The sequence below is a fragment of the Nitrosovibrio sp. Nv6 genome, assembly GCF_900110495.1.
Classification (GTDB): Bacteria; Pseudomonadota; Gammaproteobacteria; order Burkholderiales; family Nitrosomonadaceae; genus Nitrosospira.
Window position 1 is genome coordinate 157,826 of the sequence record NZ_FODX01000005.1, and the last position, 12,687, is coordinate 170,512.

Sequence of the window (12,687 nt, forward strand, 5' to 3'; positions counted from 1 at the left end):
AAGGAGTTTTCAAACAAAAAAACCGGTTATTCGTGAGATCCGCTAGCGGATTGCGGATGGCTGCCTGTCTGTCTGCAGGATGCCTTGCTATATCTCCGTGCGTTCGCTCCCTCAGATTGCCATCAACTCGGCTTCTTTAATCTGCAGGAGTTTGTCTATTTCTGCTATGTAACGGTCAGTAAGCTTCTGGATCTCATCCTGTCCACGGCGTTCCTCATCCTCGGCGATCTTTTTTTCCTTGAGTAAATCCTTCAGCTGGGTGTTTGCATCACGGCGAATATTTCGCATCGCGACCCGCGCGTTTTCGCCCTCGTGCTTCACAACCTTGGTAAGATCACGGCGGCGTTCCTCGGTGAGCGGCGGCATGGGGACCCGAATCAGCTCGCCCACTGTGACGGGGTTCAATCCGAGATCGGAGTTGCGGATGGCTTTTTCGACTGCGCTCAGCATCTTCTTTTCCCACGGTGCCACGGTAATAGTGCGCGCATCCGCCAGGTTAACGTTGGCAACCTGATTGATGAGCGTGGGCGCGCCATAATAGTCGACGGTAATGTGATCCAGCAAACCGGTGTGAGCCCGACCGGTCCGTATCTTGCCCAGATCCAGTTTCAGCGCTTCAAGGCTTTTCTGCATTTTTTCTTCAGCGGATTTTTTTATGTCGGCGATCATGATTTGTCAATTCACAGAGGACGAAACAGGATGAAACAAACGCGCTGCTCCACTTACCTGAAGCGCGGGATACCGGCGGTTCGATTATAGTGATTCAATAATTTCAATAATCAATAACTTCAAATTCCATGGTTACAAAACTTGGACGATTCAAATTCGCACCAGCGTACCTTCGTCCTCACCCATCACCACCCGTTTCAACGCGCCAGCCTTGAAGATACTGAACACGTTGAGCACCAGTTTCTGGTCGCGGCATAGCGTCAGAGCGGTAGCATCCATTACCTTGAGGTTCTGGGCAATGGCCGCGTCAAAGGACAGTCCACGGTAGCGTATGGCGTCGGGATTTGTCTTGGGATCGGCGCTATATACTCCATCCACCTTGGTCGCCTTAAGCACAATGTCTACGTTCATTTCCCTGCCACGTAATGCCGCAGCCGTATCGGTTGTAAAAAAAGGATTACCGGTGCCAGCGGCAAAAATCACCACCTTGCCTTCTTCCAGGTAGCGTATCGCTTTTCCACGAATATAGGGTTCCACAACTTGATCAATACGCAGCGCCGATTGTACCCGGCTTATCAATCCGCCGCGGCGCATGGCATCCTGCAGGGCCAGGGCATTCATGACAGTCGCGAGCATACCCATATAATCCCCGGTCGCACGATCCATCCCGTCTTCAGCGGATGTCATGCCGCGGAAAATGTTGCCACCGCCGATCACCACCGCCACCTGAACCCCTAACCGGTGCACTTCAGCGATCTCGGCAACAATACGCTCAATCACGACACGATTGATGCCATAGTTGTCATCACCCATGAGAGCTTCGCCGGAGAGCTTCAGCAGAATACGCTTATAGGCGGCGATAGTCATGAAATAATTCTAATTTGGCTGTGATGTTTTATCTTCTTTCGCCTGGTTCACTTGAGCCATTACTTCGGCTGCAAAATCACCAGTTTTCTTCTCGATGCCCTCTCCAACAACGAACAAGGTAAAATCATTAACTTTCGCTGACTTTGCCGCAAGTAGTTTTTCCACAGTCAGATCCGGATTCTTGACGAATGGTTGACCGAGAAGCGTCACCTCGGCGAGGTATTTGGCGATGCGCCCATCGACCATTCTTGCAACGATATCGGCGGGCTTGCCGCTTTCCGCGGCCTGGGCCGTATAGATCTGCCGTTCGCGCGTCAGCACCTCGGGCGATACCTGTTCGCTTGAAACGCAAATCGGTTTGCTGGCCGCAATATGCATGGCCAGATCCTTGCCAAGCACCTCATCGCCACCCGTGTAGTCGATCATTACACCAATTTTTGCACCGTGCAGGTACGAAGCAAGACGACCCTGCGCCATGTGACGCGCGAAGCGGCGCACGCTGATATTTTCACCCAGCCTCATTACCAGCGCTTTCCGGAACTCATCTACACTTTCGCCGCCGGGCAACCGGACGCTCGGCAACGCTTCGATATCCGCCACGTCTTGTGTCGCCAATAACTGTGCGAGATCACGGCTGAATTTGATAAAATCTTCGTTCCTGGCGACGAAATCGGTTTCGCAGTTGACTTCCACCAGCGCGCCGCTCTTTGCGTCGGGGGCAATGTACGCTGCAACCATCCCTTCAGATGCTACACGCCCTGCGGCCTTGCTTGCTTTGGCGCCGCTCTTGATCCGCAGCAGATCCTCCGCCGCTTTGATGTCCCCGCTGGTTTCGGTTAACGCTTTCTTGCATTCCATCATGCCCAGACCGGTCATGTCGCGCAATTCCTTCACCCTTTGCGCGGTGATATCCGCCATATTCACTCCAGAAATATTTTGTTAAAAAAGCCGCATAATCATCTCGCATGGCACGGTGCTGCCTGGCGGCAGCACCGTGCCATGGTTTGGCGCAATCGGCTTGATCTACTCCGCGGCTACTGTCTCGTCCATCTCCGCAAATTCGTTTTTGACGATTTCCTGAACGGCCTGATTACGTCCTTCCAGAATCGCATCGGCGACACCGCGGGCATATAGACGTACCGCCTGGCTGGAATCGTCATTTCCGGGAATGACGTAGTCCAGCCCTTCAGGACTGTGGTTGGTATCCACCACACCGACGATGGGAATACCCAGTTTCTTGGCTTCGGTAATTGCGCCCTTCTGATAACCCACATCAATCACGAACATGGCATCGGGAAGGCCCTTCATATCCTTGATGCCGCCCAGGCTTCGATTCAGTTTTTCCAGTTCCCGCTGGATGTCCAGCGCTTCTTTCTTGGAAAGCTTGTCTAGGGTTCCATCCTCAACCATCGCTTCCATATCGTGGAGGCGTTTAACGGACAGCTTTATCGTCTTGAAGTTGGTAAGCATTCCACCAAGCCAGCGCTGGTCGACGAAGGGAGCTCCGCAGCGGAGCGCCTCCTCGCGCACGATATCACGCGCCTGACGCTTGGTTCCAACGAATAAAATATTACCTTTGTTGGCAGACAACTGGCGCACGTATTTCATCGCGTCCTGGTACATTGCCAACGTTTTTTCGAGATTGATGATGTGTATCTTGTTGCGATGGCCAAAAATGTACGGCGCCATCTTGGGATTCCAGAAACGGGTCTGATGCCCGAAATGGACGCCCGCCTCGAGCATTTGCCGCATGGTTACTGACATGAATTTCTCCTTTAGGGTTGAGCCTCTACCCGCCATAGTCGCTCTTATCAAGATAAGATTGCTGAGCACCCTTTTGAAACAGGCGGATGTGCGAATTTAAGCCTGCTGATCGCGACTAACCGAAATTTATGTAAATGAGGTAGTCGAAAAAGCCGGCTTAGGGCTGGATTATATCATTTTTGCCGTGACTCGCTCAATTTGAAGCTGTGGAATGCCGGACCCGCCGTCCGCGCATCAGCCCGGTGAGGCCGCAAGACGTTCAAAACCCGGCAATATTCATGTGGCGATGAGGATAGGTATGATAAGGACTTACCAACAGGATTACCAATAATGATGAATGGATTATGTGTGTCAACGTACATACCGGGACTCATCGTTATAGGATACTAAGCATAAAGAGGCAGCCATACCTCATGAAGAGGCACGAATACCGAGTACAGCGTATTTTTCCAACGAATAGATAAAGGAGCTAACATGGAACAGGATACTTCCACCAATAAAACCGACGATATTCAGGCTGCGGCGGAAAACATGGCAAATCGGACGGGCGAGGCAGCTCAGCGGGTTGGAAATACGGCAAAATCGGCAGGGGAGCGAGTGAGCGCCGCTGCGGGCGACGAACTTACCAATCTGAGAGCTGACCTGGACGAATTGATTTCACGCATTCCCAGTTTATCGGATATCGATTTGGAGGAGGCCAAGGAAAAATTGATGGCAAAGGTCGCCTCCACCCGGGAAGCGGCCCAAGGCCTGGCTCATGATGCGCGTGAGCAGTTCGACTATGGTGTCGAATGTTCCAAGGAATGCATAAAAGAACACCCCCTTCAATCGGTCGGTTACGCGGCCGCAGTTGGATTTATAGTCGGCTTGCTACTGACCCGCCGTTAATCCGTTCTCGGGCCGCAGCATAAGTCGAGATAAATCGCCATGTTTGAGACTATCAGAAAAGCCAGACAACTCGGAACGATCGCTTTGGAACGTGTCGGCGAATACCTGGAGCTATTGAAAATATCAGTGGAGATTCAGGGACGAAATCTGAAAAGACAGATAATCAGTTACATGTTGATCACGCTCTTTGCCGCCTTGGGCCTGATCTTCCTGGGGCTGGCTATCATCATTACCTGCTGGGATACCCCTTATCGCGTGATCTCCGCATGGGGTGTGGCTGGTTTTTATGTCCTGGCAGCCTTCTGGGCATACCTGGCAGCGCCAAGCCGGGCAGATTCTGCTTCAGCTTTCGATACCGTGCGTGAGGAATTGCAGCAGGATATAAAGCTGATGAAGGACGTAGTATGAGCATCCCTCTTGAAGATGAAAGAAAAGCGCTATTGGAGCGGATGAGGGAAAGCCGGCGGCACTATCGATCCATGTTCATTCCTGCGGATGAGCATGATGAGCCCGCGGATATCCAAGCATTCCCGCGCAGCCGTACATTCAAATTTATAACACGCCATCCCTACTACACATCGATGGGCCTGCTTGCTGCGTTGTCGATGATGCCGCGGGGCCCGCTGAACAAGGCAGTGAAAGGCGGCATAGCCATCACGGCGGGAGTACTGGCCAGCAGCGCGAGAACATTAATGGTGCACCAGGTTCTGCCCTCGGTGGTGCGTTCGTTCCGGTCGCGTAACCGCCGTCCGTAATGTCAGTAATGACTAATACCAGCAGTGGCGGCAATGTTCACTGAATGAATATGACAGGATAGCTGCAAAATATCATGCACTACGTTTTTTCAAGGAGGGGCTATCATGGGTAAATATTTTATTGCCTGGCTTCTGGGTGTGCCCGCATTTGTTTTAATAATTATTTATTTCCTGATGAATTGAATGATCAGGATCTTTATTCTTGCGCAAGCAACGCCTGTTTGCGCGTAAGGCAGCGGTATATCGCAAAGGAGGTACTGTGAGGTATTTCTCAATGTTGCGACGCGTGAAGATACAATGGCTGATAATCTCGATTTTGGGCATCTCAGGGCTGGCTCATGCGGAAACACCAGCGGAGCAGGAAAATGATGCGCGAGATGTGCCTGAACGAGTGGCGCCGCCGTGGGAATTGTATGACGCCGACGAAGACGGCTATATAACGCCGGAAGAAGCTGCAGCCCAGGGAATGCCTGCCAAGACATATAAAGGCCTGGACATTGATCGGGATGGCAGACTAAACCAAGATGAGTTTTCAAAAGCGCCTCCCATCAGGGTGAATTGAATTACTGCCGGCTACAGCTTGCTGGAGTGTACACGCATGGTTTATTCAGGTCCTCGAACTTGACATGCGTGCCCCGCAATTCGTTATCCATGAAATCGATTTCATACTTCACGGTCTACCAGCGCCATTGTAAAAGCGCGTTCGAATCCGCTCTGAGAAAACCTGAATATTTTTGTATTGACGCCGGTTGTCGCATTTAAGCTACAATTCGTGGATGAACGCAACAAATGCCATAGTGCTGTTGAATAACTCCCCAAACGAAACCGAAGTAGACGAAGCTTTCCTCGAAGACGAGACGACGGGGAATATTTACCTGGTTGGAATGATGGGCGCGGGAAAAACGACTATCGGCAGACTGCTCGCCAGTTTCCTGAAAAAGACATTTTATGATTCGGATCGCGAAATTCAAAAGCGAACCGGAGTCAGCATACCCGTTATTTTTGAAATTGAAGGGGAAGCTGGTTTTCGCAAGCGCGAGGCGGAAATGCTATCCGAACTTGTGAAAATGGGGAATATCGTTCTTGCCACCGGAGGCGGAGCAGTACTGCGAGCAGAGAACCGTCAAATGCTGCGACGCAGCGGCACGGTGATTTATTTGAGAGCGACGATCGATGATTTATGGCGACGGACACGGCAGGACAAGAACCGCCCATTGCTCCAGACTTCCGATCCGCGTACGCGACTGGCCGAACTTTATGCGCAACGTGACCCGCTTTATCGAGAGACAGCGCATATCGTCGTTGAGAGCGGAAAACGAAGTGCACGCCACCTCGCACAATTGCTGGCACAACAACTCGCCTGCTCCGGATTGAGAATGGATGAGGTGTGACCCAAAGCGTCCGCACGAGGGGCCCCGCAAAGCGGGGATCGGGCAGCGTCGGGTCACGGCGCCCGCAGGGCGCCTACCAGCGGATGCACCTTCCTGGAACCACTCTCCCCTGCTAAAACTGCACACTCCACCCCCTGTCAATTGCCGCCTTCCAGTGTGAAACAATAGTGCACTCTCAACTTACTCGGCCATGGGTGCATGATCCGGAAACAACACATCGGTAAAGCCAAATGTACGAAAATCGGTCATACGCATTGGATAGAGAATGCCTTGTAAATGATCGCATTCGTGCTGTACAACGCGGGCGTGGAATCCGTCAACACTTCTATCTATGGTTTTGCCATACTGATCCAAACCCTGATAGCGCACCTTCGCAAAACGTGGAACCACCCCGCGCATGCCTGGAACGCTCAGGCAGCCTTCCCAGCCCTGTTCCATATTTTTCGTAAGAGGCGTCAATACCGGATTCACCAAGACCGTATAAGGCACATCCTCCGCGTCGGGATAGCGCGGATTGCGCTTCACCCCAAAAATTACGACCTGGAGGCCGACTCCAATCTGGGGTGCGGCCAAACCAGCGCCATCCAGAGCTTCCATGGTTTCATGCATATCGCAAATCAGAGCCTCAAGCTCGGGGGTGCGGAATTTCTCCACCTTCCGCGCTACTTCGAGCAATCGCGGATCGCCCATTTTTAAAACAGGTTTAATCGACATCGAATTCCACCACACGTTCGAGAATGTTCCTTACGCCAACCATTGCTTTTTCCAGTACGGCATGAGCATCTTCCAGACTGATGGCATGCGCGCTCGTTTCACGGCCTGCGGCATAATTTGCCACTACGGCAATGGTCGCATAACAAAGACCCAGTTCTTTAGCCAGTGCCGCCTCCGGCATACCGGTCATGCCCACCAGATCGACCCCGTCCCGCTCCATCCGGGTAACTTCAGCGGCAGTTTCCAGACGGGGTCCCTGCGTCGCACCATAGACACCGCCATCAATTACCCGTTCATTCGCACGCTCCGCCGCTTCCAACAGACGTATACGCGCCAACTGGCAATAGGGTTCGGTAAAATCAATATGAGTAACCGGTCTATCTATGACATCGTAATACGTGTTCTTGCGGCCATGAGTATAGTCGATAATCTGATCAGGGATTGCAACCATGCCCGGCTTCAGATCTGCGCGAATCCCTCCTACGGAGGTCACTGATATCACCCGGGACAACTTTAATGAGTGCAATGCCCACAGATTGGCGCGGTAATTTACTTCATGGGGCGGAATGGTATGACCATAGCCGTGGCGGGCCAGGAACACAACCTTGTTGTCATTGATCTCGCCGAAAGTCAGCGGGCCGGAAGGCTCGCCATAGGGAGTTGTCATGACCTTGCGGTGCGATATTTCAAGACAGGCAAGTTGGGTCATACCGGTGCCGCCAATGATTGCGAGCATGTCTTTCAGGAATCAAAACGAGATATTGAAAAATGCCAGGCTTGGCCGCTGCTAAAAAATTACGAGGACGGTACACCCGCTTGCCGTGGCTCGCGCACGTTTCCGCAATAGTTATTGGACTCTATATTGGGGTTTCCGTTTACTCTTTCAAGGCATAAATGGCCGGCAAATTTCGCCACACACCATGTATATCCATGCCAAAGCCAAACACATAGCGATTCGGCACTACGATACCCACAAAGTCAGCGCTGATCGGCTTGGATCTGCCAATATCCTTATCCGCAAAAACGGCGCTGTAGAATGCTGTTGCGCCCTGGCTCATGACCCGTTCGCGGATCGCCGCAAGCGTGATTCCTTCGTCAAGGATGTCGTCCAGCACCAGAACCACCCTGTTCTGCACGTTTTCGCGGGGCGACACTTTCCAATTGATCTTACCACCACTGGTCTTATTATCGTAGCGGCTGACATGGAGATAATCAAAATTGAGCGGAAACTCCAGCAACGGGAGCACTTGGCCGGTAAACACTACCGCGCCCCCCATTATGCTGAGCACCAGCGGGTATCGATGTGATAGCGCCCTTGTGATATCGGCGGCCATGCGTTCGACAGTCCCTGATACCTCGTCAGCAGAAAATATCTGCTCTGCTGTATCCAAAATGTTCTTTGCTTCTTCGCAAGAGTGCATCTGTATCGGTATCGGTATTGGTATCGACTGAACGATCAATAAAACAGGTCAAGCGAAAGGAGTACGGTAGCCTTTGGCGTTCAGATAATTGGCAAACTCCTCGCCCACTTCCGGGTGTTCAAGCGCCAGCGCGATAGTAGCCTTGAGGTAACCTATCTTGCTTCCACAATCGTAACGGGTGCCGGAAAACTCGTACGCCAGGGCCCGCTCTTCCAGCAACAGTGAGGCTATGCCGTCCGTAAGCTGGATTTCTCCCCCCGCGCCTGCCTTGACCTTTTCCAGATGTTCAAAAATTTTGGGAGTCAGGATGTAGCGGCCAACCACGCCTAACGTAGAGGGCGCATTCTCCGGTTCAGGTTTTTCTACAATACCGGTAATGGGATGCAGGCCACTCATTCCCGGCCCGCATTTTACGATTCCATAATTTACCGTATCTTTCGGCTCGACATTTTGTACGGCTAGAATCGAACAGCCGTTTTGTTCATATACCCGGCACAACTGTCCCATAATCGGCTCATCCCCAGCCAGCAAGTCATCTGCCAGCAGCACCGCAAACGGCTCATTGCCAACGGCGGGACGCGCGCACAATATTGCGTGGCCCAAGCCCAGCGCTTCCGATTGTCGGATATAGATGCAAGAGATGTTTTTCGGCAGAATACTTCGCAGCATTTCCAGCGTCTCGCTTTTGCCGCGCGCTTCCAGCTCTGCTTCAATTTCATAGGCTTTATCGAAATGGTCTTCAATGGCGCGCTTGTGACGGCCAGTTATGAAAATCATCTCCGTTATACCCGCCGCAATGGCTTCTTCAACGGCATACTGGATCAATGGCTTGTCTACCACGGGCATCATTTCCTTGGGACTCGCCTTGGTAGCAGGCAGAAAACGGGTTCCCATACCTGCCACGGGGAAAACTGCTTTGGTTATTTTTGGCATAAAATGAATTTATTTAAGGATCAGGATTTCCCGGAAACCGAGTCAGACCGGGAATCTTTCAACAATTGTAACAGCCCTTCCTCGTCGAGGATGCGTATCCCCAATTCAACCGCCATGTCATATTTACTGCCCGGGTCCGAACCAGCCACGACATAATCCGTTTTTTTCGAAACGCTTCCCGTTACTTTTCCCCCCAGGGCTTCAATTTTCTCCCTGGCGTCCTCGCGAGACAAATGCGGCAAGGTTCCCGTCAACACAAAAATCTTGCCAGCTCCTGCAGGAAAACCGGAATCGGCCTTTGCCTGCGTTCCCGCATCTTCTTTCCATTGTATTCCGCCTGCCCGCAATTGCTCGATAACTTCGAGATTGTGTCTTTCAGCAAAAAAATCGCGGATACTCTCGGCCACAACAGGTCCTATGTCCGGCACTTGGCACAGGCTTTCCATATCCGCTTCCATCAACCGGTCGAGACTGCCGAAGTACCGGGCCAACTCTCTTGCGGTGGTCTCGCCCACATTGCGAATACCCAGCGAATAAATAAAGCGAGCCAATGTAGTGTGTTTGCTTTTTTCAATGGCGGCGATGATATTACCTGCGGATTTTTCCGCCATGCGCTGCAGGTGGGCAAGCGCAGCCACACCCAGTTTATATAGGTCCGCCGGTGTCCTGATAATGGCACTGTCCACCAGTTGATCCACCAGTCTGTCTCCGAGACCGTTGATATCCATGGCGCGGCGTGAGGCAAAATGCAGAATCGCCTGTTTTCGCTGTGCGGGACAGAACAATCCGCCGGTACAGCGTGTCAGCGCCTCGCCCGGCAGGCGCACCGCTTTGGACCCGCAAACGGGGCAGTGATCCGGCATGACGAAGGGCATTACCTGCGGGGGGCGGTTCTCTTTCTGGACCGCCACCACTTCGGGAATCACGTCGCCTGCCCGCCGTACCGTTACCCAATCGCCGATCATGACGTCCTTGCGCCGGATTTCATCCTCATTATGCAGCGTCGCATTGGTAACGGTGGCGCCGCCCACGAATACAGGCTTCAGCCGGGCAACCGGCGTCATGGCACCGGTTCTGCCTACCTGTATATCGATTCCCACCAATTCAGTTATTGCCTCCTGCGCCGGGAATTTATGCGCGAGGGCGTATCGGGGGGCGCGTGAAACGAACCCGAGCTTTTGCTGCTGCGCCAGATCATTGACTTTATACACCGTGCCATCAATGTCATAGGGCAGATTCTCGCGCATCGCACGTACTTCGCGGTGATATTCCAGCAATTCTGCCACACCAGTCACCGTATTGCGTTCGCGCGCAACCGGAAAACGCAGCGATTCAAGATAGTCCAGTAGGTGATTTTGCTTGTCACGGGGCACATTTCCCCCTTCACAAACCCCTATGCCATAAGCGAAGAACTTGAGCCTGCGCCTGGCCGTAATGCCGGGATCGAGCTGGCGCAATGAACCCGCTGCGGCATTGCGAGGGTTTATAAACTCTCTTTCTTTTTTTTCGCGCTGCCGCCGGTTAAGTTTCTCGAAGTCCGCCTTCAACATCAGCACCTCGCCTCGCACCTCAAGAAACGAGGGACCTTGTGCGGCATGAGAATCAAGTTTCAGTTGTAGCGGAATAGACTGGACTGTGCGCAGGTTCAGGGTAACGTCCTCCCCAACGTAGCCGTCGCCCCGGGTAGCGCCGGTCCTGAATATACCATTCTCATAACAGAGGCTGACAGCGAGTCCGTCGAATTTGGGCTCCACCGCATATTCCACGCTGTCCACTCCCAAACCCTGACGCACTCGCCGATCGAAGGCTTTCACCTCCTCAGCTTCAAATGCATTGCCCAGGGAGAGCATGGGTGTCCGGTGGACAATGTGAGCAAATTCCTTGATCGGAACAGCGCCTATGCGCTGAGTAGGGGAATCAGCTGTGACGAGGTGAGGATAGCGCTGTTCAAGTTCCTGCAGTTCCCGGAACAGCTTATCGTACTCAGCGTCCGGAATAGTCGGGGTATCTCGTGCGTAATAGTGGTAATTATGCAGTTCTATCGTTTCGCGCAGTTCCTGTATGCGACGCGATACGTGCTCCGGGTGCTCGCTCACGCAAAGAGCCTCAGTGCGGTTTCGCCACCGGGGGAAATATTGCGCGCCAGCATCAGGGATTGAATCGCGCCCAGTTGCTGCCTGATTTTCCGGATACCGCTATCGCTCAAGGGCAGACGATTATCATCCACCATTATGCCGTCGAGTTCGTCCGTAAAAACCTCGGCGAGGTGCACCATCTGCCCGAAAACGTTTTCACCGTTTGCCACTCGGGGCACGTCAAGGAGAAAGGTGATGCCATGAGTGATAAGCATTCGCATGCTGGTGGGAAGAAAAGGAGAAGGCTCATAGTTGCCGAGGGAGAACAGGATAGCGTTGTTTTCGTCGCGGTAATGAAAAACACCCTCTGCTCCAAGTTTGAAACCTGATGCTTCTGCCAGGACACGGATTTTGGCACCCGTGAACGCACCGGTATCCTTGCTTATAATGTTGATACCGATCATTACATCTACTTGCGTGCAGAATTCGTCGAGTAATACAGCTCGCGCATATGCCTGCTGTATATCAGGACAATTTGCGGTTGCTTTCACATGCGCGGCGAAGTTTTCAGTCATATCGCGAAACTCGGACAAGCTGACTTCGCTTACCGGGCCGGCGCGATCCGCGAGTTGCAGACGCCCAAGCAAATTGCGGTAGCCGCTCTTGTTGTTTGTCTCTATCGTGATTTCTTCCCAGAACGCTTCCGGGCTTCTCCGCCCCATCCATCGCACCGGCTTGCCGAAATCAAATTTCCGCTGCAGTAACTTCGTCAGGTTCGAATCCGCAATCAGCGTTCCGCTTTCGATGCCGACCACATAATCCACCGCATCGGTAATGTTATCAACGCTAGTGCTAACCCGATTGACGAACGATGGCTGCTGTTCTATCCGCGTAATTGGGGTATCCAAAACAGGCGGGCTGGAGGGTTTCGTCTCTGGCTCGGCAAGTTCTGCTACGCGGGGCGATTCTGTATCCGGTTCCATCGCGAACTCGTCCAATAGCTCCCTGCCGAGCTGGGGTTCGACCCGCTCATCCTTTTCTACGGATGCGGCGGTTCTCAATAATACATCTTCATGCTCCCGGCCAAATGCTTCTTCCGCCCCCCGCCGGTAGCGGCGTTGCTGCATCCAGTTAAAAAGAACAACGCCCATAACCACCACCATGCCAATGGCGATCAGGCTGATCTGCAATTCACTTAAATTCCCCATAC

The 12,687-nt window shown here is 52.7% G+C and carries 15 protein-coding genes; 5 read left to right on the forward strand and 10 right to left on the reverse strand.

The features are described 5' to 3' along the window. Positions 1-111: 111 nt before the first annotated feature. From frr to rpsB, 4 genes are all read right to left on the reverse strand, one after another. Positions 112-669: a ribosome recycling factor gene (frr, locus tag BMX66_RS11645; RefSeq protein WP_090882352.1), complete on the reverse strand. Its 558-nt coding sequence runs from the start codon at positions 667-669 to the stop codon at positions 112-114. A gap of 150 nt (positions 670-819) precedes the next feature. Then, positions 820-1,536: a UMP kinase gene (gene pyrH / locus BMX66_RS11650; RefSeq protein WP_090882354.1), complete on the reverse strand. Its 717-nt coding sequence runs from the start codon at positions 1,534-1,536 to the stop codon at positions 820-822. Between the two features lie 9 nt (positions 1,537-1,545). After that, the gene (tsf, locus tag BMX66_RS11655) at positions 1,546-2,454 is read right to left on the reverse strand and encodes a translation elongation factor Ts (RefSeq protein ID WP_090882356.1); all 909 of its coding nucleotides are present in this window, start codon (positions 2,452-2,454) and stop codon (positions 1,546-1,548) included. 105 nt (positions 2,455-2,559) lie between these two features. Next, a complete protein-coding gene (gene rpsB / locus BMX66_RS11660) occupies positions 2,560-3,300 on the reverse strand; it encodes a 30S ribosomal protein S2 (RefSeq protein WP_090882358.1) in 741 nt (246 codons plus the stop codon). 474 nt (positions 3,301-3,774) lie between these two features. Between rpsB and BMX66_RS11665 the strand changes: the two genes are divergently transcribed. The 5 genes from BMX66_RS11665 (at position 3,775) to BMX66_RS11685 (ending at position 6,334) form a co-directional block, all read left to right on the forward strand. Continuing rightward, entirely contained in the window at positions 3,775-4,188 is a 414-nt protein-coding gene (locus BMX66_RS11665) for an ElaB/YgaM/YqjD family protein (RefSeq protein ID WP_090882360.1), read from the forward strand. 39 nt (positions 4,189-4,227) lie between these two features. Continuing rightward, positions 4,228-4,596, forward strand: a complete 369-nt coding sequence (locus BMX66_RS11670; protein WP_090882362.1) for a phage holin family protein — start codon at positions 4,228-4,230, stop codon at positions 4,594-4,596. Next, a complete protein-coding gene (locus tag BMX66_RS11675) occupies positions 4,593-4,943 on the forward strand; it encodes a hypothetical protein (protein WP_090882364.1) in 351 nt (116 codons plus the stop codon). Before BMX66_RS11670 ends, BMX66_RS11675 begins: the two co-directional genes overlap by 4 nt. Before the next feature lie 274 nt (positions 4,944-5,217). Next, positions 5,218-5,505: an EF-hand domain-containing protein gene (locus BMX66_RS11680; protein ID WP_090882366.1), complete on the forward strand. Its 288-nt coding sequence runs from the start codon at positions 5,218-5,220 to the stop codon at positions 5,503-5,505. Positions 5,506-5,827: 322 nt separating this feature from the next. Continuing rightward, positions 5,828-6,334: a shikimate kinase gene (locus BMX66_RS11685; RefSeq protein ID WP_255398937.1), complete on the forward strand. Its 507-nt coding sequence runs from the start codon at positions 5,828-5,830 to the stop codon at positions 6,332-6,334. A gap of 180 nt (positions 6,335-6,514) precedes the next feature. Here the strand turns inward: BMX66_RS11685 and def are convergent, their stop codons facing one another. From def to BMX66_RS11715, 6 genes are all read right to left on the reverse strand, one after another. Continuing rightward, on the reverse strand, positions 6,515-7,048 hold the full coding sequence (def, locus tag BMX66_RS11690) for a peptide deformylase (protein ID WP_090882370.1): 534 nt from the start codon (positions 7,046-7,048) through the stop codon (positions 6,515-6,517). Next, positions 7,038-7,784, reverse strand: coding sequence for an S-methyl-5'-thioinosine phosphorylase (locus tag BMX66_RS11695; RefSeq protein ID WP_090882372.1), 747 nt, complete (start codon positions 7,782-7,784; stop codon positions 7,038-7,040). The genes def and BMX66_RS11695 overlap by 11 nt, the downstream gene beginning before the upstream one ends. Before the next feature lie 139 nt (positions 7,785-7,923). Then, entirely contained in the window at positions 7,924-8,469 is a 546-nt protein-coding gene (locus BMX66_RS11700; protein ID WP_090882376.1) for a hypoxanthine-guanine phosphoribosyltransferase, read from the reverse strand. A 48-nt stretch (positions 8,470-8,517) separates the two neighbouring features. Then, a complete protein-coding gene (gene galU / locus BMX66_RS11705; RefSeq protein WP_090882379.1) occupies positions 8,518-9,402 on the reverse strand; it encodes a UTP--glucose-1-phosphate uridylyltransferase GalU in 885 nt (294 codons plus the stop codon). A gap of 20 nt (positions 9,403-9,422) precedes the next feature. Next, the gene (ligA, locus tag BMX66_RS11710; RefSeq protein WP_090882381.1) at positions 9,423-11,498 is read right to left on the reverse strand and encodes an NAD-dependent DNA ligase LigA; all 2,076 of its coding nucleotides are present in this window, start codon (positions 11,496-11,498) and stop codon (positions 9,423-9,425) included. After that, positions 11,495-12,685 (reverse strand): cell division protein ZipA C-terminal FtsZ-binding domain-containing protein, encoded by a 1,191-nt coding sequence (locus BMX66_RS11715; RefSeq protein ID WP_090882383.1) that lies wholly within the window; start codon positions 12,683-12,685, stop codon positions 11,495-11,497. Before BMX66_RS11715 ends, ligA begins: the two co-directional genes overlap by 4 nt. Positions 12,686-12,687 lie beyond the last annotated feature (2 nt).

Coding starts and splice junctions, on each gene's coding strand:
- frr (WP_090882352.1), bottom strand. CDS start 669: ATGATCGCCGACATAAAAAAATCCGCTGAAGAAAAAATGCAGAAAAGC.
- pyrH (WP_090882354.1), bottom strand. CDS start 1,536: ATGACTATCGCCGCCTATAAGCGTATTCTGCTGAAGCTCTCCGGCGAA.
- tsf (WP_090882356.1), bottom strand. CDS start 2,454: ATGGCGGATATCACCGCGCAAAGGGTGAAGGAATTGCGCGACATGACC.
- rpsB (WP_090882358.1), bottom strand. CDS start 3,300: ATGTCAGTAACCATGCGGCAAATGCTCGAGGCGGGCGTCCATTTCGGG.
- BMX66_RS11665 (WP_090882360.1), top strand. CDS start 3,775: ATGGAACAGGATACTTCCACCAATAAAACCGACGATATTCAGGCTGCG.
- BMX66_RS11670 (WP_090882362.1), top strand. CDS start 4,228: ATGTTTGAGACTATCAGAAAAGCCAGACAACTCGGAACGATCGCTTTG.
- BMX66_RS11675 (WP_090882364.1), top strand. CDS start 4,593: ATGAGCATCCCTCTTGAAGATGAAAGAAAAGCGCTATTGGAGCGGATG.
- BMX66_RS11680 (WP_090882366.1), top strand. CDS start 5,218: ATGTTGCGACGCGTGAAGATACAATGGCTGATAATCTCGATTTTGGGC.
- BMX66_RS11685 (WP_255398937.1), top strand. CDS start 5,828: ATGATGGGCGCGGGAAAAACGACTATCGGCAGACTGCTCGCCAGTTTC.
- def (WP_090882370.1), bottom strand. CDS start 7,048: ATGTCGATTAAACCTGTTTTAAAAATGGGCGATCCGCGATTGCTCGAA.
- BMX66_RS11695 (WP_090882372.1), bottom strand. CDS start 7,784: ATGCTCGCAATCATTGGCGGCACCGGTATGACCCAACTTGCCTGTCTT.
- BMX66_RS11700 (WP_090882376.1), bottom strand. CDS start 8,469: ATGCACTCTTGCGAAGAAGCAAAGAACATTTTGGATACAGCAGAGCAG.
- galU (WP_090882379.1), bottom strand. CDS start 9,402: ATGCCAAAAATAACCAAAGCAGTTTTCCCCGTGGCAGGTATGGGAACC.
- BMX66_RS11715 (WP_090882383.1), bottom strand. CDS start 12,685: ATGGGGAATTTAAGTGAATTGCAGATCAGCCTGATCGCCATTGGCATG.